The sequence below is a fragment of the Blastococcus sp. KM273129 genome (assembly GCF_021698995.1).
GTDB lineage: Bacteria > Actinomycetota > Actinomycetes > Mycobacteriales > Geodermatophilaceae > Blastococcus.
Genome location: NZ_SSXB01000023.1, coordinates 16857 through 37264 on the forward strand (window position 1 = coordinate 16857; position 20408 = coordinate 37264).

The 20408-nt window shown below is 75.5% G+C and carries 14 protein-coding genes; 5 read left to right on the forward strand and 9 right to left on the reverse strand.

From position 1 onward, the window contains the following. Positions 1-10: 10 nt before the first annotated feature. The 5 genes from E9565_RS09175 to E9565_RS09195 all read right to left on the reverse strand — a co-directional run bounded on the left by E9565_RS09175 (position 11) and on the right by E9565_RS09195 (position 7252). The gene (locus E9565_RS09175) at positions 11-2971 is read right to left on the reverse strand and encodes an AAA family ATPase (protein WP_236834725.1); all 2961 of its coding nucleotides are present in this window, start codon (positions 2969-2971) and stop codon (positions 11-13) included. Then, positions 2968-4116, reverse strand: coding sequence for an exonuclease SbcCD subunit D (locus tag E9565_RS09180; protein WP_236834728.1), 1149 nt, complete (start codon positions 4114-4116; stop codon positions 2968-2970). Before E9565_RS09180 ends, E9565_RS09175 begins: the two co-directional genes overlap by 4 nt. 90 nt (positions 4117-4206) lie before the next feature. Further along, a complete protein-coding gene (locus E9565_RS09185; protein ID WP_236834730.1) occupies positions 4207-5649 on the reverse strand; it encodes an acyltransferase in 1443 nt (480 codons plus the stop codon). 150 nt (positions 5650-5799) lie between these two features. Further along, positions 5800-6339, reverse strand: a complete 540-nt coding sequence (locus tag E9565_RS09190) for a PH domain-containing protein (protein WP_236826636.1) — start codon at positions 6337-6339, stop codon at positions 5800-5802. Between the two features lie 70 nt (positions 6340-6409). Beyond that, the gene (locus E9565_RS09195; protein ID WP_236834732.1) at positions 6410-7252 is read right to left on the reverse strand and encodes a biotin--[acetyl-CoA-carboxylase] ligase; all 843 of its coding nucleotides are present in this window, start codon (positions 7250-7252) and stop codon (positions 6410-6412) included. 184 nt (positions 7253-7436) lie between these two features. Here E9565_RS09195 and E9565_RS09200 point away from each other — a divergent pair, with 184 nt between their 5' ends. From E9565_RS09200 to E9565_RS09210, 3 genes are read left to right on the forward strand one after another with little or no spacing between them, the layout of a single operon-like run. Then, positions 7437-9065, forward strand: coding sequence for an acyl-CoA carboxylase subunit beta (locus E9565_RS09200; RefSeq protein WP_236826634.1), 1629 nt, complete (start codon positions 7437-7439; stop codon positions 9063-9065). Next, a complete protein-coding gene (locus E9565_RS09205) occupies positions 9062-9274 on the forward strand; it encodes an acyl-CoA carboxylase subunit epsilon (protein ID WP_236826633.1) in 213 nt (70 codons plus the stop codon). Before E9565_RS09200 ends, E9565_RS09205 begins: the two co-directional genes overlap by 4 nt. Then, entirely contained in the window at positions 9271-9879 is a 609-nt protein-coding gene (locus E9565_RS09210; protein WP_236826632.1) for a nucleoside triphosphate pyrophosphatase, read from the forward strand. Before E9565_RS09205 ends, E9565_RS09210 begins: the two co-directional genes overlap by 4 nt. Before the next feature lie 692 nt (positions 9880-10571). On the opposite strand, the gene E9565_RS09215 is transcribed toward E9565_RS09210, so the two are convergent. Beyond that, entirely contained in the window at positions 10572-11867 is a 1296-nt protein-coding gene (locus E9565_RS09215; protein WP_236834734.1) for a hypothetical protein, read from the reverse strand. A gap of 216 nt (positions 11868-12083) precedes the next feature. On the opposite strand from E9565_RS09215, the gene E9565_RS09220 reads away from it, so the two are divergent. After that, complete coding sequence (locus tag E9565_RS09220) at positions 12084-13847, forward strand: acetyl/propionyl/methylcrotonyl-CoA carboxylase subunit alpha (RefSeq protein WP_236834736.1); 1764 nt, start codon at positions 12084-12086, stop codon at positions 13845-13847. 55 nt (positions 13848-13902) lie between these two features. Here E9565_RS09220 and E9565_RS23170 read toward each other — a convergent pair whose 3' ends face one another. The 3 genes from E9565_RS23170 to E9565_RS09235 all read right to left on the reverse strand — a co-directional run bounded on the left by E9565_RS23170 (position 13903) and on the right by E9565_RS09235 (position 19829). Next, on the reverse strand, positions 13903-16437 hold the full coding sequence (locus E9565_RS23170) for a hypothetical protein (protein WP_236834738.1): 2535 nt from the start codon (positions 16435-16437) through the stop codon (positions 13903-13905). Positions 16438-16516: 79 nt separating this feature from the next. Further along, entirely contained in the window at positions 16517-18238 is a 1722-nt protein-coding gene (locus E9565_RS09230) for a reprolysin-like metallopeptidase (RefSeq protein ID WP_236834740.1), read from the reverse strand. Positions 18239-18425: 187 nt separating this feature from the next. Beyond that, positions 18426-19829 (reverse strand): NAD(P)H-quinone dehydrogenase, encoded by a 1404-nt coding sequence (locus tag E9565_RS09235; protein ID WP_236826626.1) that lies wholly within the window; start codon positions 19827-19829, stop codon positions 18426-18428. A 104-nt stretch (positions 19830-19933) separates the two neighbouring features. Here E9565_RS09235 and E9565_RS09240 point away from each other — a divergent pair, with 104 nt between their 5' ends. Next, complete coding sequence (locus E9565_RS09240; protein WP_236826625.1) at positions 19934-20389, forward strand: gamma-glutamylcyclotransferase family protein; 456 nt, start codon at positions 19934-19936, stop codon at positions 20387-20389. Positions 20390-20408: the final 19 nt, after the last annotated feature.

The following is a 20408-nucleotide window of genomic DNA, read 5'->3' on the forward strand; positions in this document are numbered from 1 at the left end:
GCCCCGCCGCTCACCCGGCCAGGCGCGAGCCGTTGCGGCCGGCGACGACCTCGAGCCGCGTCGGGATGCGGGTCCGCAGCTCCTCGAGGTGGCTGATGACGCCCACCGTGCGCCCGCCGCGACGGAGCTCGTCGAGCACCGTCATCACCGCGTCCAGCGCCTGCGCGTCCAGCGTGCCGAACCCCTCGTCCACGAAGAGGGTGTCGATGCGGACCCCTCCGGTCTCCGCGGTGACCACGTCGGCGAGCCCCAGGGCCAGCGCCAGGGAGGCCATGAAGCTCTCCCCGCCCGACAGGGTCTTGGTGGGCCGCCGGGCCCCGGTGTACTCGTCGAACACGTCCAGCCCCAGGCCACCGCGGGCACCGTGCCGGCCCTGGGCGTCGCTGTGCAGGAAGGTGTAGCGCCCGCCCGACATGTCCAGCAGCCGCCGGCTGGCCACCTCGGCGACCTGCTCGAGGCGGGCGGCCAGCACGAACGACTGCAGCCGCATCCGGCGTGCGTTGGCCCCCCGGCCGTGCGCCAGGTCGGCCAGCGCGGTCACCTGGTCGCTCCAGGCCCGCAGCTCGGCCAGCGTGAGCTCGGCCGCGCTGACCCGCCCCACCAGCTCCTCCAGCGAGCCCGTGCAGCGGCGCGCCTGCTCCAGCTCGGCCACCGCCTCCTCCCGCCGGCGGGTGCCCCCGGCGCAGCGGGCCTCGAGCGCCGCCAGGTCGGGCCGCGCGGGCAGGTCGGCGAGCTCCGGGTCGGTCAGCTGGGCGCGCAGGACGGCCACCCGCTGGTCGTGCCCGTCGAGCCGGCCGTCCAGCTCGGCCAGGCGGCCGGGGCCGGGCAGTGCGGACTCCGCGGCGCGGGCGTCGTCGAACCCGGCGGTCACGGCCCGCTCCTCCGCCGCCCGGCGGGCCGCCTCCGCCTCGGCGCGGGTGCGCAGCTCATCCACCTCGGCGGCGACCACCGCCTCGCAGGCGTCGGCGGCCGCCGACAGCCGGGCGACGCGGGCGGCGAGGTCGGCGTCCTCCCCGCGGGCGGCGGCCAGCCGCGCGGTGAGCTCGGCGAGCCCGGCGCCCAGTGCGTCCCGCTCGGCGGTCCGCGCGCGCAGCTCCTCCCGGTCGGCACCGAGGCGGGCGGCCACCTCCTCCCGCCGGCCGACCAGCTCGCGCAGGCGAGCCTCGGCCGGGGCGAGCCCCGCGGCCAGGCCGGTCGCGGTGCGCACCGCTGCGGTGAGCTCGGCGACGCGGCCCGCCTGCTCCTCCGGCGGCAGCTCGCCGGCGCGCGCCCGCAGGCCGGCGAGCTCCCGCTCCGCCGCCTCCAGGCGTCCGGTCGCCGCGGTGAGCGCTGCCTCCGCGGCGTCGGCGACCACGCGGGCGGCGTCCTCGTCGGCGGCCGTGACCCGCTCGCCACCCGGTGCTGCGGGCCGCGGGTGCTCGACGGCGCCGCAGACCGGGCAGTCTGCGCCGTCGGTGAGCCCGGCGGCGAGCTCGGCGGCCATGCCGTCCAGCCGCCGGGCGCGCAGGTCCAGCCAGCGCTCCCGGGCGTCCGCGCGGGCGTCGCGCGCGGACGCGGTGTCCTCGCGCAGCCCGTGGAGCGTCCCGTCCAGCTCCGCCGCCGCCCGGCCGGCCACGAGCGCCGCCTCGGCGGACTCCAGCGACGCGCGCAGACCCGGCAGCTCCGCGGTGGCCGCCCGCGCCCGGGCCACCTCCTGCTCCTGCCCGGCGACCTGCTCCGGGAGGGCGGCGAGGTCCTGCTCCCCCGCCCGGCACCGCCCGGTCAGCTCGCCGACCTGCCGGGCGAGCGCTGCGACGGACCGCTCCAGGGCACGGGCGCGGTCCACCTCGGGGAGCAGCGCACGCGCCTCGGCGGCCCCGTCCCGCAGCTCGCGCGCCACCAGGCCGTCGGCCGGGCGGCCGCCGGCGACCGGCTGCCACGCCGCGACGGCGCCGGCCAGCACCGCGGCGGCCCGCTCGGCCGCGCGGCCGGCCGCACCCGCGGCGTCCAGCACGTCGCGCAGCGGCTCGGCCCGTCGAGCGGCGTCGCGCTCGGCCCGCAGGCGCGTGAGCCCCGGCTCGCGCCGCTCGAGGTCGGCGAGCTCCGCTGCCGCCTGGTCCCGCCGGGTGTGCCGCGCGGCGAGCGCGCGGGCCCCGGCCAGCTCGGTGTCCGCGGCGGCCACCTCGGCGGCGGCCGCGTCCGCGCGCGCGGTGGCCGACGCGAGCCGCGCCTCCGCGGTCGCGCGGACGTCGGCGACCCAGCGGAGCACGCCCCCGCCGGCACCCGCGCCCACCAGCTCGGGGGCGAGCTCCTCGGGCACGTCGACGTCGGCGGCCTGGGCGACGCGGTCCAGCAGGGCACCGAGCTGGTGGCGGGCCTCCTCGGTGCGCGCGCGGACCGCCGTCCGTTCCTCGGCGAGCCACTCCTCGGCACGGGCGAAGCGGTCGACGTCGAAGAGGGTGCGGAGCAGCTCGGTGCGGTGCTCCGGCTCCGCCCGCAGGAAGCGCGCGAAGTCGCCCTGCGGGAGCAGCACCACCTGGCAGAACTGGTGCACGTCCAGCCCGAGCCGGGCGCGCAGGTGCTCCGAGCCCTCGTCGATGCGCGTGCTGACCGGCTCCCACCCGCCGTCGGTGAGCCGGGAGACCACCAGCTTGGCCTGCTCGGTCGCCCAGCCCTCGCCGCGCTTCTTCGGCCGCTGCTGCTCGGGCCGCCGCACGACCCGGAGCCGCTCCTCCCCGAGGGTCAGCTCGCAGCTGACCTCGGTGCGGGTGGCGGCGTCGGCGTGGTCGCTGCGCAGCCGCTTCTCCTCGCCGCGGGCACCGGGGACCCGCCCGTAGAGGGCGAAGACGACGCCGTCCAGCAGCGTGGTCTTGCCGGCACCGGTGGGCCCCCACAGCAGGAACAGCCCGTCGCGGCCCACCTCGTCGAGGTCGACCTCCACCGTGCCCGCGAAGGGGCCGAACGCCGTCAGGGACAGCCGGTGCAGCCTCATCGGGCCGCCTCCTCGCGGTCGGCGGCGCCCAGCGCCCGCGCCAGCAGCTCCCGCTCGGCGGCGCTCGCCGGGACACCGCGCACCGCGCTGACGAACTCCCCGGCGATCTCCAGCGCGCTGCGCCCCCGCATCCGCTCCTGGTAGCTGCCGCCCCCGGTCGAGGCCCCGGCCCCCGTCCAGTCCAGGTGCACGCAGTGCGGGAAGCGGGTCTGCAGCCGGCGCATGGGGTCGGCCGGCCGTGCCGGGTCGGTGAGCCGGGCGGAGACGAAGTGCTGCTCCGCTGCCTCGTGGGCCGGGTCGGCGAGCAGCTCCTCCAGCGTGCCGGCGAGCACGCTCAGCGGCCGCGGGGTGGGCAGCGCGACCGGGCGCACGCCGGCCAGCCCGGCGGCGTCGAGGTCGACGAGCCAGGCCTGTTTCTGCTGCCCGGCCTCGCCGAAGGAGTAGGCCAGCGGCGAGCCGCTGTAGCGCATGCGCGGGGTGAGGGTCTGCGGGCGGTGCAGGTGCCCGAGCGCCACGTAGTCGACGCCGTCGAACACCGCGCCGGGCACCAGGTCCACACCGCCGACGCAGATGTCCCGCTCGCTGTCGCTGGCCACCCCGCCCCCGACGAAGGCGTGCGCGAGCACCACCGAGCGCGCGCCCGGCCGGAGGAACAGATCGGCGCGCACGCGGTCCATCGCCTCGCGAAGCACCGCCTCGTGCCCGCGGGCACCGGGGACCCCGAGTTCGTGCCGCGCCACCTCGGGCTCCAGGTAGGGGATGCCGTAGACGGCGACCTCCCCGTGCTCGTCGGCCAGCAGGACCGGCTCGTCGAGCCGGGCGGTGGCCGCGCGCACGTGCAGGCCCGCCGCGCTCAGCAACCCGGAGAACGTGCCCAGCCGCCGGGCGGAGTCGTGGTTGCCGGGGGTGAGCACCACCCGGGCGCCGGTGGCCAGCAGCCGGCCGACGACCCGGTCCAGCACCGCGGTGGCGTCGGCGGAGGGAACGGCGCGGTCGTAGACGTCACCGGCCACGACGACGACGTCGACCCGCTCGCTCGCGACGACCGAGGCCAGCCCGCCCAGCACCTCCTCCTGCTCGGCGAGCAGATCGGTGCCGTGCAGGGTGCGGCCGATGTGCCAGTCAGAGGTGTGCAGGAGCCGCATGGGCGCAGAAGCTAGAGAGGGGGTCCGACAGTTCCGCCCAGGCGCGCCGTGACGGATCCGTCACGGTCGGCCCCGGGAGGTCTGCCCGCGTCAGCGCACGCGCCCGGCGACCTCGGGACGGGTGCGCGTCCGCGCCGGCGTCTCCTGGGCCGGCAGCGGCGGCAGCGCGCGCCGCGGCGGCAGCTCCGCCCCGGCCGACCGCCGGTCGCCGTGCATCGCGGTCGCCACGTGGCCGGCCAGCCGTGCCGTCACCGGCTCGACGTGCTCGGGCGCGTCGCCGCCCCCCACCCCGCCGCCGGCCGGGATCCGTTCGCGAGCGGCCGGGCGGCGCCCCTCGGCCGGGGCGGCGACCCGGGTCCAGAGGGCCAGCATCCGGCGCCGGGCGGGCTCCTCCACCGCCTGGTGCAGGACCGCGGCCAGCGCCATCGAGACGAGCACGATGACCGGGATGGCGAGGGCCACCGCCGGCGTCACCTGGCCGCGCCGCGACACGTCCTGCCAGGCCACGGTGATCGCCACGTCCATGACCACGAAGTGCACCAGGTAGAGGCAGTAGGAGATCCGGCCGCCGTACACCAGCGGACCGGACGAGAGCCACCGTGACGGCCCGCGCTCGCTGAGCGCCAGCCCCACGATGAGCACCGGGTAGAGGATCGTCACGATACCGGCGTAGTCGCCGCCGCCCGCGACACCCGCCCGCCAGTGGGCCCAGATGCTGCCGGTCACCACACCGACGACGCAGACCACCGACAGGACCAGGCCCCACTGCTCGGACCGCACGGAGGGACGGGTGGCGTGGAAGGCCAGGCAGGCGAGGATGCCGGCGACGAAGCAGCAGCCGATCCGCAGCACCCAGCTGGTGGCGACGTCCGGAGTGCCGTGGAGGTAGGCGTTGAGGAACAGCGGCACCATCGCGGCGCAGCCGAGCCCCAGCAGGACCACCGCCGGGAGCCGTCGCAAGGGTCGCAGGAGGAGGGCCAGCACCGGGAAGAGGAGGTAGGCGAACCACTCGGCGCTGATCGACCAGCCCGGCGGGTTGAAGCTCTGCCCGGTGAGGACGCCCTCGCCCCACATCTGGGTCATGGTCAGCTGGCGGGCGAGCTCCCCGACCGTCGCCTCGGGGTGGCGCGCGACCACGTCGACGGCCCAGCCGGCCTGCCCGATCGCGAACAGCCAGGCGAAGGCGACCACGGTGACGACGGCGTAGGACGGCCAGACCCGGGCCAGCCGGTTGAAGAGGAAGCGGAGGGACTCACCGGTCCGCCAGCGCGCGCCCATCTCGTCCAGGTAGCTGTGCGCGATGACGAAACCGCTGAGGACGAAGAACAGCTCGACGCCGGTCCACCCAGCGCGCAGCAGGGAGTGCAGCGCCGGGAGCTGGTCCAGGTACGCCGACGAGAGCCAGGCGACGTGGTAGAGCACGACCCACGTGGCGGCGACCGCCCGCAGCCCGGTGAGGGCCCTGATGTCCCGCCTCGGCGCGCCGGTCCCCGAGCGACCCTCGGCCACGTGCGCGCGCGTCGACACAGACATCCCCCAGTTCGTTCGGGCGGGACCGGTCTCCGGGCCCGCACCGACGCTAGACCGGTGAGGTCGATGGACTGAACTCGAACGATCACAGTCTGCAATCGGAGTTGTGGGCAGGTGGTGCCAAGCCACGGCACACCCGTCACAGGAGTCCCGTCAGAAGTCGCCGTGGTCCCCGTGCCACCCGGCGCCCTGCTGCGCCCGGCGCTCGGCGTCCTCCTCGATCATCACGTTGAGCAGGTGCTGCACGCCGTCGCTGTCGGGGATCCGGTGGAGCACCGTCGGGCCGCTGTCGCCGGCGGTCTCGATGGTGAGCGTGCCCGAGTTGACGATCCGCTCCCAGAGGCTCTGGCTGTAGGAGACGTCGGTGATCCGGGACAGCCCCAGGTCCCGCCCGCGGCGGGCGAGGATGCCCTCGCGGAAGAGCAGCCGGTGGGTGGTGACCACGTAGTGCGTCGTCCGCCAGCGCAGCAGCGGCACGACGACGAGGACGAGCAGGAGCACGACGGCGAGGCCCACAATCGCCAGCCGGTAGACCCCCTGCTGCCGGCCCGGGGGCACCAGGGCGGCTCCGAAGGAGGCGCCCCCGACGACGAGCAGGAAGAGGAGCACCGGGCGGACGAGGGTCAGCCAGTGGGGGTGCAGGTGGCGCACGACCTCTTCGTCGTCGGCGAGCAGCTTGTCGGGGTACGGCACCCCACCAGGATGCCGCCGATCCGGTCGCGGGCGGGGTGCGCGACGCCCCCGGCGCGTCCGCCTCGGCCCGTCAGGCGCGCCGGACGTGCCGGACGTCGCCGCTGGCGAGCTCCACCTGCCCCTCGGCGGTGTCGAGCACCAGCCGGCCGTCCCAGTCGATCGCCCGCGCGGTGCCCACGAGCGCCGACCCGTCGGGCATCGACACCTCGACGGTGCTGCCGACGGTCGATGACCAGGTGAGGTAGTCCCGGGCGAGCCCGGAGACGACCGGGTCGCCCAGCGCCTCGCGCCACGCCGCGTAGCGCCGCTCGACCGCCCGCAGGAAGGCCAGCAGCACCGGACCGCGGTCCACGGTCCCGCCGGTCACGGCCGACAGGGACGTACCGGTCGCCGGGAGCTCTGCCTCCGTCGTCGAGACGTTGAGGCCGACGCCGACGACGACGCCCGGCGCCTCACCGGCCCCGCCGACCGACTCGGCGAGGATGCCGGCGAGCTTGCGCCCGTCCCGCGCCAGCAGGTCGTTGGGCCACTTCACCGTCGCCAGCACGCCGGTGACGTCCCGCACCGATTCGGCCAGCGCCACGCCGGTGAGCAGCGGCAGCCAGCCACGGCGGGCGGCGGGCACGTCGGGGCGCAGGAGGAAGGAGACGGTGAGGCCGGCGCGGGGCGGCGACGTCCACACCCGGTCCAGGCGACCGCGCCCGGTGACCTGGTGCTCGGCCACCAGCACGGTGCCCTCGGGGGCGCCGTCCGCGGCGGCGGTGGCCAGCGCGGCGTTCGTGGAGCCGATCTCCTGCACCACCTCGATCGAGCGCCACAGGGCGGTGTCGCGCGTGAGGGCGGCCTGCAGGGCGGCGGCGTCGAGGGCGGGTCGCTCGAGATCGGACCAGCGCGAGGAGGGTGTGTCGGGCACGGGGAGACGGTAGCCAGGGACGGCGGCGGACAGGGCGCTCGCGCTCGGCGGTGGGGACTCCGGAGGGAAGGCGGCGAGCCGCTCCCCTACGCTACGGAACCCGTGGCCGGTCTCCGCGCCACGCCCCGAGCACAGCAGCGCCGCCACGGCGGCCGCCGAGCGCCAGCGAGGAGAACGAGGACGCGTGAGTGCCGCCGAACTGCAGAACGCCGGGGAGCACGTCCCCGACGACGTCGACATCCACACGACCGCGGGCAAGCTCGCCGACTTCGAGCGCCGGGTGCAGGAGGCCGTCCACGCGGGTTCCGAGCGCGCGGTGGAGAAGCAGCACGCCGCGGGCAAGATGACCGCCCGCGAGCGGATCGAGGCGCTGCTGGACCCGGGCTCGTTCACCGAGTTCGACGAGTTCGCCCGCCACCGCTCGACCAACTTCGGCATGGCGGAGAAGCGCCCGTTCGGCGACGGCGTCGTCACCGGGTACGGCACCGTCGACGGCCGGCCGGTGGCGATCTTCTCCCAGGACGTGACCGTCTTCGGCGGCAGCCTCGGCGAGGTCTACGGCGAGAAGATCGTCAAGGTGCAGGACTTCGCCATCAAGAACGGCTGCCCGGTCATCGGCATCAACGAGGGCGGCGGCGCGCGCATCCAGGAGGGCGTGGTCTCCCTCGGCCTGTACGGCGAGATCTTCCAGCGCAACGTGCACGCCTCCGGCGTCATCCCGCAGATCTCGCTGGTGATGGGCCCGGCCGCCGGTGGGCACGTCTACTCCCCCGCGCTCACCGACTTCATCGTCATGGTCGACAAGACCAGCCAGATGTTCATCACCGGCCCCGACGTCGTGAAGACCGTGACGGGTGAGGACGTCTCGCTCGAGGAGCTGGGCGGCGCGCGGACGCACAACACCAAGTCCGGCGTCGCGCACTACCTGGCCGAGGACGAGAACGACGCGCTCGACTACGTCAAGGCGCTGCTGTCCTACCTGCCGAGCAACAACCTCGACCCGCTGCCGGCGGTCGAGATGGCCCCGGTCGAGACCGTCCTCCCCGACGCGCTGACCGACGAGGACCGCGAGCTCGACGCGTTCATCCCGGACTCGGCGAACACCCCCTACGACATGCACACCGTCATCGAGCACGTGCTCGACGACGGCGAGTTCCTCGAGGTGCAGCCGCTCTTCGCACCCAACATCCTCATCGGCTTCGGCCGGGTCGAGGGCCGGCCGGTCGGCGTCGTGGCCAACCAGCCCACCCAGTTCGCCGGCACGCTGGACATCGACGCCAGCGAGAAGGCCGCCCGCTTCGTGCGCACCTGCGACGCGTTCAACATCCCGGTGCTCACCTTCGTCGACGTCCCCGGCTTCCTGCCCGGCACGTCGCAGGAGTGGGAGGGCATCATCCGCCGCGGCGCGAAGCTGATCTACGCCTACGCCGAGGCCACCGTCCCGAAGGTCACGGTGATCACCCGCAAGGCCTACGGCGGCGCCTACGACGTCATGGGCTCCAAGCACCTGGGCGCCGACGTCAACCTGGCCTGGCCGACGGCGCAGATCGCCGTCGTCGGGGCGCAGGGCGCCGTCGGCATCCTCTACCGCAAGGAGCTGGCCGCGGCCGAGGACCCCGACGCCAAGCGCGCCGAGCTGATCGCCGAGTACGAGGACACCCTCGCCAACCCCTACATCGCCGCCGACCGCGGGTACGTCGACGCGGTGATCCCGCCCTCGCACACCCGGGTCCAGGTCACCAAGGCGCTGCGGGTGCTGGCCAACAAGCGGCAGACCCTGCCGCCCAAGAAGCACGGGAACATCCCGCTGTGACCGAGGGGACCCCGCTGCTGCGGGTGGTCAAGGGCGAGCCGACGGCGGAGGAGCTGGCGGCGCTCACCGTCGTCGTCGCCGCGCTGTCGCAGCGCCGCCCGCGCCGCCGGCCCACCCCGGTCGGCGCCTGGGCCTCCTACGGCGACGCCCACCGGGGCGCGCTGCGCGCCGGTCCCGGTGGCTGGCGGGCCGCGGGGAGGTTCGCGTGACCGCGGAACGCCGGCTGGTGCTGGCCTCGGCGTCGCCGGCGCGGCTGTCCCTGCTGCGCCAGGCCGGACTGTCGCCGGAGGTCGTGGTCAGCGACGTCGACGAGTCGGCCTACTCGGCCCCGCGCGTGGCCGAGCACGTCGCGCTCCTGGCCGCCGCGAAGGCCGCGGCGGTCGCCAAGCGGGAGACCGACGCGCTCGTCATCGGCGCGGACTCCCTCCTGGAGTTCGGCGGCAAGCCCCAGGGCAAGCCCGCGGACGCCGCCGAGGCGCGCGACCGGTGGCGGCGGATGGCCGGGCGCTCGGGCATCCTGCACACCGGTCAGGCGCTGTTCGACGTCCGGGACGGCGCCGTGGTCAGCCGCGACGTCGCCGTGGCGTCCACGGTCGTCTACTTCGCCGACCCGACGCCGCCGGAGGTGGAGGCCTACCTGGCCACCGGGGAGCCGCTGGCGGTGGCGGGCGCGTTCACGCTCGACGGCCTCGGCGCACCGTTCGTCCGCCGCGTCGAGGGCGACCCGGCCGCGGTGGTGGGGCTCTCGCTGACGGTCCTCCGCACGCAGCTGGGCAGGCGCGGGCTGACCATCACCGACCTCTGGCGCCGCTGAGCCCGGCTGGTGAGGGCGAGGGCATCGAGGGGCTAGCGGTCAGTCGCGGACTCGCCCTGAAGGCGGCCTATGGGACACCCTGGGGGGCCGGCTGACCTCCCCGGCGTCAGCCGAGCCAGACGAATCTCACCCGCCGACCGACCGGTGATGGTGGCCAGGGCGCACGTCCGGAACCCGACACGTTCAGCCCTGGAGTTCACCTGCCCCGCCGCGCGTGAATACTCAAGGGGTGGCTAGCAACCGGTTGACTTACGGCGATGAGCTCCACCTCTCCACCTGCGACTGGTGCGGTCGTGGTACCAGCGAGCGCGACCTAGTCGAGGTGCCAGGTCCGTCTGAGGTTTGTCCGGAATGCGTGTCGCATTACGACTCCGAGACGGACACCGTGTCCTGACCCGCACGGTATGAGGATGGTCTGCGTGCGTCGGTCGCGGTCCGTAGTGAAGCCCTAATCCATCGAACGTGTCCCTTAGTGGGCCGCTCAGGGACACATCCCGTCGGCGCAGGCGTTCCCGCTGGACGTCTGGGCGGCTGCGCACCTCGACCGCGTTCCCGCGGGGAACGCATCGGCCGCTGTCCACGAGTGGGCAGCTCAGGACGGGTTTCGCAGCCTTTCCTGGCCGGACGCCCTGGCCGCATCTCGGGCGGTCGCATCCGCCGAGTCGGCCGGATCTGTCACGCATGTGCCGTGCTCAGCCTGCGTTGACCTCGGGTCGGGCCCACACCCCCGAGGGACCGTGAGCGGCGCCCGCCAGGCGGGCCGCCCCCTGGCGGGCCACGCGGACTACCGGGCGGGCGCCGCGTCGGATCGCGCGCGCGAGCACGCGCTTCGCCCGCGCCGAGGTGCGCGCCGCCTCGGCCGCCCGCGCCTCCGCGGCGAGCCGCTCGACCTCCGCGGCGAGGCGCTCGGTCTCGTCCGCGGCGCGCCGCTGCGCCTCCGCGGCGGCGAGCCGGTCCGCCTCACCCTGCGCCGCGAGGGCCACCACCAGCCCTGCCACGCCGTCGACCGCCGCGTCGAGCAGCTCCTCCGGCGCGGTGACCACCGGCTCCGCGAGGACGGCGGGCTGCGGCACCAGCTCCTCGAGCGACCCGATCACGGGGATGCCCAGCTCCTCGACCTGGCGGATGTGCCGCTTGGACTCCAGCACCGCCCACTCGTGGTGCTCCGCCGGCAGCACCAGCCGGGCCTCCTGCCCGCGACGCCCGCTGAGCACCCCCTTGGCCAGGCCCCACTTGAGCAGCGGGTCGCCCAGTCGCCACTGGAGCCCCTGCTCCCGGGTGGTCACGTTGATCCGGCGCATGAGCTCCGCCGACGCGGCCCCGAGCGACTCGTTGAGCTCCGGCACACGGGTGTCGTAGCCCTCGGGGTCCACCTCGATGGCCTCGGCGAACCGCCGCCACAGCAGGGCGTCGTCCGCACCGCGCCCGGGGATGGTCACCAGGCGCATCCGGTCGGCGGGGACGGCCTCGGCCCAGGTGCGCATGATCCGGCCCAGGTCGTGGTCGGTGTGGAACTGGCGGCCGGCCTCCCGCTCGAACGGCTCGTCGCTGGTGACCGCGTCGAGGTACTCCTCCCAGGTCCAGGTGGCCCAGTTCTGCATCTGCTCCTGCCACTGCGACGGCACCGCCCGGGCGATGTCACGGGCGGTGGCCACGACCCGCACCTCGTGGTGCCGCAGCGAACCGGCGATGTACCCCACCTGCGCCGGGGTGGCGTGCACCAGCCACTCCATCGAGAGGACGGCCGCCCGCCCCTCCCAGGCGTCGACCTCGGCCACGAAGCGGTCCCAGGCGCCCGCCGCCTCGTCGGACCGCTGACCGCCCGGGTGCACGTCCAGCACGTCGCGGACGGCGTGCACCTGGTCGGCCCACACCCGACCGGCCCACAGCACCCCGTCGGCGGCCAGCCGGTCCCGGTTCCTGGCCATGAGGCGCTGCAGGTAGGTCGTCCCGGACTTGGGGGTCCCGATGTGCAGGTGGACGATCATGGGTGCGAGCTCCAGACGTTCCGTGTGCCGCGCTCTGCGTGCGGTGAGTTGCCAGTCGGTCACCAACCGTAAAGACGTCGGACCCGTTCCGGCGGGAGGCGTAATCCGATCGGCATGTCGACATGTCGCCATGCCCGGGCGCGGGCCACCCCGCGGTCGGCGACGCCCCGCCCGCCTGGCTACAGTCCGAGCCGTCCGAACGAGAGGGAGAGCCCCGTGCAGAAGGTCCTGATCGCCAACCGCGGCGAGATCGCGGTCCGCGTCGCCCGCGCCTGCAAGGACGCCGGCCTGACCAGCGTGGCCGTGTACGCCGAGCCCGACCGCGACGCGCTGCACGTCCGCGTGGCCGACGAGGCCTTCGCCCTGGGCGGCACCACGCCCGGCGACTCCTACCTCGTGATCGACAAGATCCTGGATGCGGCGAAGCAGTCCGGCGCGGACGCCATCCACCCCGGCTACGGCTTCCTCTCGGAGAACGCCGACTTCGCCCAGGCCGTCCTCGACGCCGGGCTGACCTGGATCGGCCCCTCCCCCCAGGCGATCATCGACCTCGGGGACAAGGTCGCCGCCCGGCACATCGCCACCAAGGCCGGCGCGCCCCTGGTGCCCGGCACCAAGGACCCGGTCGGCGGCGCCGACGAGGTCGTGGCCTTCGCCGAGGAGCACGGCCTGCCGGTGGCCATCAAGGCGGCGTTCGGCGGTGGCGGCCGCGGCCTCAAGGTCGCCCGCACCATGGAGGAGATCCCCGAGCTGTTCGACTCCGCGGTCCGCGAGGCCGTCGCCGCCTTCGGGCGCGGCGAGTGCTTCGTCGAGCGGTTCCTGGACAAGCCCCGCCACGTCGAGGCCCAGGTGCTCGCCGACACCCACGGCAACGTCGTCGTCGTCGGCACCCGCGACTGCTCGCTGCAGCGGCGCAACCAGAAGCTGGTCGAGGAGGCCCCGGCGCCGTTCCTCACCGACGAGCAGCGGGCCCGCATCCACGAGTCGGCGAAGGCGATCTGCCGGGAGGCCGGCTACCACGGCGCCGGCACGGTGGAGTACCTCGTCGGCACCGACGGCTCGATCTCCTTCCTCGAGGTGAACACCCGGCTGCAGGTCGAGCACCCCGTCTCGGAGGAGACCAGCGGGCTGGACCTGGTCCGCCAGCAGTTCCGCATCGCCGAGGGCCTCCCGCTGGAGATCACCGAGGACCCGGACCCCCGCGGCCACAGCATCGAGTTCCGCATCAACGCCGAGGACGCCGGCCGCAACTTCATGCCGGCCCCCGGCCCGGTGGAGCGCCTGGAGATCCCGCAGGGCCCGGGCGTGCGCTGGGACTCCGGCGTGGAGACCGGCGGCGAGGTCGCGGGCGCGTTCGACTCGATGCTCGCCAAGCTGATCGTCACCGGTGCCACCCGCCAGGAGGCCCTGCAGCGCGCCCGCCGAGCCCTGGACGAGCTCGTCGTCGAGGGCATGCCCACGGTCATCCCGTTCCACCGCGCCGTCGTCCGCGACGAGGCCTTCACCAGCGAGCCCTTCACGGTGCACACCCGCTGGATCGAGACCGAGTGGGACAACCAGGTCCCGCCCTACAGCGCCGCACCCGCCGGCCACGACGAGGAGACGCCCCGGCAGACCGTCGTCGTCGAGGTCGGTGGCCGCCGGCTCGAGGTGTCGCTGCCCGCCGGGCTCGCCGCCGGAGGGGCCGCCGCGGCGCCCGGTGCCGCGGCCAAGCCCCGCAAGCGGGGATCGGGCCACGGCGGCTCGGCCGCGTCCGGCGACTCCCTCACCTCGCCCATGCAGGGCACGATCGTCAAGGTCGCGGTCGAGGACGGCGCCACCGTCGAGGCCGGCGACCTCGTCGTCGTGCTGGAGGCGATGAAGATGGAGCAGCCCATCACCGCGCACAAGGCCGGCACGGTCTCCGGCCTGACCGCCGAGGTCGGCGCCTCGGTCACCAGCGGCGCGGTGCTCTGCACCATCGCCGACGCCGAGGGCTGATCGCCCCGGGTGCGGAAGGGCCCGCCGGCGCACCTGCGCCGGCGGGCCCTCGTGCTCAGATCCTTCGCACCTGACCGGTCCGGTAGTCCAGCCGCAGCGTCCCGCTCTGGAACCGCTGGGACTCGCCGTCGGTGAAGAAGCGCCGCCCCTCCACCGGGTACCCCAGGCCGCGCTCCCAGCCGAGCGACGCCCACGCGTCGCGCACCCAGCCCCCGACGGCGTGGCTCCCGCTGCTCGCCGAGGTGTACACGGACCCGCCCTGGAAGTGCACGAAGCAGCCGGAGTCGGGCAGCCCGCAGACCTGGTCGGTCACCGGGTAGCCCAGGGCGCCGTTCTCCCAGCCCGAGGCGGCCCAGACGCCGCGCGTGGCCGGGTCGACCAGCCGCGCCCCCGTCGCCGGCGACCAGTACACCGAGCCGCGCTGGAAGTGCTGGAAGCAGCCACCGCCCCGGATGCCGCAGACGGTGTCGCCGGCCGGGTAGCCGAGCGGCCCCCGTTCCCACCCGGAGGCGGCCCAGCGGTCGCGGACCGGACCGACCAGGTCGTGCGCCCCGGTCGACGCCGAGGTGTAGACCGACCCGCCCTGGAAGTGCACGAAGCAGCCGGAGTCGGGCAGCCCGCAGACCTGGTCGCCCACCGGGTAGCCGAGCCGGCCGTTCTCCCAGCCCGTCGCCGCCCAGCGCTGCCGGACCGCCGTGCCGATCAACCGCGTCCCCGTGCCGGCGGACGAGTACACCGACCCGCCCTGGAAGTGCTGGAAGCAGCCGCCGTCGCGGAGCCCGCAGACCGTGTCGGAGACCGGGTAACCGAGCAGGCCGTTCTCCCAGCCCGACGCGGCCCACCGGTCCCGCGTGCGCCCCTGGGTGAGGTACGCCCGCGCCTGGGCGCCGGTCGCGTACAGGGAGCCGCGCTGGAAGTGCTGGAAGCAGCCGCCGCCCCGCAGCCCGCAGACCGTGTCGGTCACCGGGTAGCCCAGCCCGTTCTCCCAGCCCAGCGAGGCCCACCGGTCCCGCGGCGAGTGCATGACGCCGCGCGCCCCGGTGGCCGGCGACCAGTAGATCGATCCCCGCTCGTAGTGGGTGAAGCAGCCGCCGTCACGGAGCCCGCACAGCTTGCCGGTCGTCGCGGCGCCCAGCACCGCGGCCCCGCCGAGCCGCTGGTAGGCCAGCTCGACGGGGTCACCGGCGACCACCTCGACGACGGCGGAGGAGCTCGTCGCCTCCAGGACCGTCACGGCGAAGGGCGCGCGGCCGAAGGTGACCGGGGTGCCCTGCGGGATGACGACGCCCGCGTCCGAGTACCAGTCGGCCTGCCCGGACGGGGTGCCGTCCAGGAGCCAGGACGTGTCACCGAGCGCGTCGGTGGACTCGCGCAGCTGGACCCCGCTCTGCAGGCCGGGCCAGTTGGTCGACGTCCCGAGCCAGCTGTCGCGCCCCGTGGGCGTCCGGTACTCCAGCCAGTACACGACCCCGTCGGCGTCGACGAGCCGGACCGCCCGCGTGCCCGTGCGGCTGCCCACCGGCGAGAGGGTGAACCGGGTGGTCGCGGCGCCCGCCGAGAAGCTCGGGGTGCCCGTCGGGAGCACGCCCAGCAGGGCGGCCTGCGGCGCGTTGAGGGACCCGACCGGCCCCCAGTCGATCCCCATCACGTCGTACATGTCGTCGTAGCCGGTGATCTGGCAGGGGCCACCGACCACGACGCCGTCGCACTGGCGGCGGGAGGAGTGGCCGAGGCCGAAGTTGTGGCCGAACTCGTGGGCGATGACCGCGAGCCCGGGTGCCTGCACGTAGGCCAGGCCCCCCGAGCCCAGTCCGTTGCCGATGGTGCCGAGGCCGTGGGAGCAGCCGGGCGAGCCGGCGGGGACGTACACCAGGAGGTGCTTGCCGGGGCCGGAGGTCCACCCCGCCCGGGCCGCCGCCTCGTTCCAGAGCGCGAAGGGGTCGGTGCACGACGTCGTGGACTGGGTCGTCCAGTCGAAGCCGGCGACCGTGCCGAGGCGGACGGCGCCGCCGGTCTGCTCCGCCCAGAAGTCGGCGACCGACCCGTTGACGGCGTTCTCGACCTGCGCCAGCGTGGTCCCGTCCCGGGTGGCGCCGGCCGGCTGCAGCATCACCACGGTCACGGGGTGGTTCACCGTGGTCGTGCTGGTGGTGGACGCCGCGACCGGTTCCTCCGGCGCGGCCAGCACCTCGGTGGCCAGCACCTCGCGCGCCGGCTCCATGCCCTGCTCGGACGCCTCGTCGACGACCTCGTCCCCCACGGTCACCTCGACCGTGGAGCCGACCTCGACCGGCGGGAGCTCCGCGGTCGACACCCGGACGGCGTCACCGTCGTCCGTGCGGACCCAGCTGAGCAGCCCGGCCCCGTGCCCGCCGTCCTGGTGCTCGCCGTCCTCGTGGACGTGCCCGCTCTCGGGGGCCACGGCCGGATCGGCGTACGCCTGGACGAGTTCGCCGACGACCGTCTCGCCGGGGGTGACCGTGTCGTCCTGCGCCTGGGTCGCCGGGGCGGCGAACACGGTGAGGAAAGCGGCACCGGCGGCGACCAGGACGGACGCGCGCAGGTGTCGGGATCGGTGGCTGTCGCGCACGCGGAGCTCCTGGGCCGGGGGGACTACTCCCAGCACATCGGCGGGGCCACGGCGGAACTGGATCCGGATGTGGGGCGCATCACCCGCGCAGGCGATGCCGGCGCAGCGCCTGGACCAGCAGCAGGGCCGCACCGGTGAGCGCCGCCGCGGCGCCCGGCAGCAGCAGGCCGCCGAAGGAGCTCGAGCTGTCCGCGACCGGCTCGAGCGGGACGCCGCGCTGCGGCACCGCGATCGTGACCGCCGGCGCCCACGGCACCGGCGGCTGCGCCGCCACCTCCGGCTCGGCCGCCGCGGCCGGCCCGGCGTCGCCGACCGGGGCCCCGGCCACGGCACCGAGCCGGGAGCCGCTGCCCTGGCCGGGCTGATCCGGCGCCGCGGCGGCCGCCGTGGCGGGCCGTGGCGCCGGGACCACGTCGACGACCGCCCCGCCCGCGTCGACGTCCCGCACGGCGACGGTGAAGTCGCCCCCGGACAGCGGGACCGCGATCCCGGACGGCAGCGCGAACTGGAGGTCGGCCTCCCAGCGGTCGGCCGGGCCGGGCGTGCCGTCCAGCAGCAGCGAGGTGTCGGGGAACTGGCCCGTCCGGCGCAGCAGCACCCCGGCGTCGAGACGGTAGACGTTGTCCCGGATGCCGAGCCACGCGTCGCGGCCGGTCGGGGCGCGGAACTCGAGCCAGTAGGCGACGCCCTCGGCGTCCACCAGCCGGAGCGCCCGCAGCCCGGTACCGCCGGCCAGCGGCGCCAGGCGAACGCTGGTGGCGCCCTCCCCCACCGAGACGGTCCGCTGGGCGTCCCCGGGCAGGACCCCGAGCGCGGCGGCCTGGACGGCGTTGAGCGAGCCGAGCTGGGCCCAGGAGGCGCCCATCACGTCGTAGTAGTCGCGGTAGCCGGCGGTGCGGCAGGTGCCACCCTCCACCGCGCCGTCGCACTGCTCCCCCGAGGAGTGGCCGAGGCCGAAGTTGTGCCCGAGCTCGTGGGCGAGCACCGAGGCGCCGCCGTCGCGGACGTAGAGCCGCCCGCCCGACGCCGGCGAGGTGCCCACCTGGGCCAGCGCGTAGGAGCAGGCCGGCAGCCCGGCGGCCTGGCCGCTCAGCCGGAGCACCAGGTGCCTGCCGGGGCCGGCGGCGAACCCGACCGACGCCGCGACCTCGTCCCAGAGCGCCTGCGGGTCCCCGCAGCCGGCGGTCGTGCGCACCCAGCCGTGCCGGCCGGTGACGCCGAGGGCGATGGCCCCGCCGGTCTGCTCGGACCAGAACCGGGCGACCGGGCCGTCGACCGTCGAGACGACGTCGCCCAGCTGCGTGCCGTCCGGGTCCGTCCCCGCCGGCGCGACCAGGACGACGGTGACCTCGTTGGTCAGGCCGCCCCGCGGCACGGGCTGGGGCTCGGTCCCGGTCACCGGCGGCGGGGCGATGACGTCGCTCTCCAGCACCGTGCGGGCCGGGTCGTGACCGTCGGCGCTGGCCTCGTCCTCCACCGGATGCCCGACGGTCAGCTCGACCGTGGCACCGGCCGGGACGTCGGCCACCTGCTCGGCCGGGACGCGCACCGCGCCCTCGGCCGTGGCGACCCAGCTCAGCCGGGTGGCGTCGTCGGCCCCCTCGGCGTGGTGCCCCTCGGCGCCCTCCGCCCAGACGTGCACGAGCTCGCCCCGGACCGTGGCGGTCCCGCTGTCCGCGGCGGCCACCGCGGGCACCGCGACGACGCCGAGCGCGGCGGCCAGGACCGCGCCGGCCAGCCCGAGCGGGCGGGCGGGACGACGGCGGCCGCGGGGACGACGGGGGTCGTGGTCAGGAGACATCGACCCCTGACTCGGCGGGCCGGGGCCGCATCGGCACCGGATCGGCGATGTTGAGCCGAACTCCCGTCACACCAGCCGCACGGACCCCCGGCGCCCCGGGGGCGGGCTGCGCCGGGGCGTCGGGCCGGGCTCCGCGCCTCGGTCCGCTCCTCGCTCGTCCCTCGCTGCGATGCTCCCCCGGCTGTCGTCAGGCCAGGTCGTCGGCCCCCATCAGCCGGCGCCCCGCCTCGGTGATCGACCCCGACAGCGACGGGTAGATGGCGAACGTCTGCGCCAGGTCGTCCACCGTCAGCCCCTTGGTGACGGCGAGCGCGATCGGCAGCACGAGCTCCGAGGCCCCCGGGGAGACGACGACGCCGCCGACGATGACGCCGGTGGACCGCCGCGCGAAGAGCTTCACGAACCCGTCGTGCAGGTCGCTCATCTTGGCGCGGGCGTTGGTCGCCAGCGGCAGCCGCACCGCTTCGACGTCGGCGTTCTCGGCGAGCGACTTCTCCTGCACGCCGACGGTGGCGATCTCGGGGTGGGTGAAGACGTTCGCGGCCACCGTCTTGAGCTTGATCGGCGCGACCGCCTCGCCGAGGGCGTGCCACATGGCGATCCGGCCCTGCATGGCGGCCACCGAGGCCAGCTGGAAGACGCCGGTGACGTCGCCGGCGGCGTAGATGCCCGGCACCGAGGTGCGGGAGACGCGGTCGACGACGACGTGCCCGGACTCGGTCACCTGCACGCCGGCCCGCTCCAGCCCCAGCCCGGTGGTGTTGGGCACGGTGCCGACGGTCATGAGGGCGTGCGACCCCTCGACGCAGCGCCCGTCGGTGAGCTCGACGGCGATGCCTTTCTCGGTGCGCGTCACCGCTGCGGCCCGGCCGCGCTCCAGGCGGCCACCGCGGGACTGGAAGACCTGCTCGAGGACCTCGGCGGCGTCGGAGTCCTCACCCGGCAGGACCCGGTCGCGGGAGGAGACGAGGGTGACCGGCACCCCGGCCTCCAGGTAGCCGGAGGCGAACTCCGCGCCCGTGACGCCCGAGCCGACGACCACCAGGTGCTCCGGGGGCTCCTGCAGGTCGTAGACGTCGCGCCAGTCGAGGATGCGCTCGCCGTCGGGCTCGGCGCCGGGCAGCACCCGCGGGTCGGCGCCGGTGGCGATGAGGACGACGTCGCCCGCGATCTCCTCGGTGACCGTGCCGTCGTCGTCGAGGACCTCGACCGCGTGCGCGGCCAGGCCGGGCTCCTCGTCCGCGAGCCGGCCGCGCCCGGCGACGATCCGCACGCCCTCGGCGGTCAGGCGGGCGTGGATGTCGGCCGACTGCGCCATCGACAGGTTCTTGACCCGCTGGTTGGCCGCCGGGAGGTCGAGGCTCACGGTCGCGAGCTCGGCGCCGTGCACGCCGAGGACGGCGGAGTCGCGCACCGACGTCATCGCGCCCGCCGCGGCGATCAGGGCCTTGGAGGGGACGCAGTCGGTGAGCACGCTGGCGCCACCGATGCCGTCGCGCTCGATGACGGTGACCTGCGCACCGAGCTGCGCGGCGACCAGGGCGGCCTCGTATCCGGCCGGGCCACCACCGATGATGACGATGCGGGTCATGGCTCCATCTTCCGTTGCCGAGCGGTCCGTCCCCGCCATTGTCCCCGCCGCGGTGCGGATCGGCGCCACCGCCCGGTCCCGGCCGCCCGGTTAGGCTCGCCGGGATGGGCCTCTACGCCGCGTACGGGTCGAACATGGACCCGGCACAGATGCTGCGCCGGTGTCCGTCGTCCCCGCACACCGGTACCGGCTGGATCCGCGGCTGGCGGCTGACGTTCGGCGGCGAGGAACTGGGCTGGGAGGGCGCCCTGGCGACCCTGGTCCCCGCGGACGACGACTCGCCCGGCGTGTTCGTCGCGCTCTACGACCTCACCGAGGCCGACGAGCGGGCCCTGGACGCGTGGGAGGGCGCCGACTCCGGGCTCTACCGCCGGGTGCACCTGCGGGTGCACACCCTGGGCGGTGACGTCGTGGCCTACGTCTACGTGCTGGACGCCTTCGAGGGCGGGCTGCCCTCCGCCCGGCACCTGGGGGCCATGGCCGACGCCGCGGAAGCTGCCGGTGCACCCGACGACTACGTGCGCGAGCTGCGCTCCCGGGACTGCCGCAGCGCCTTCTGAGTTCTCCTGCCCCGGTGAT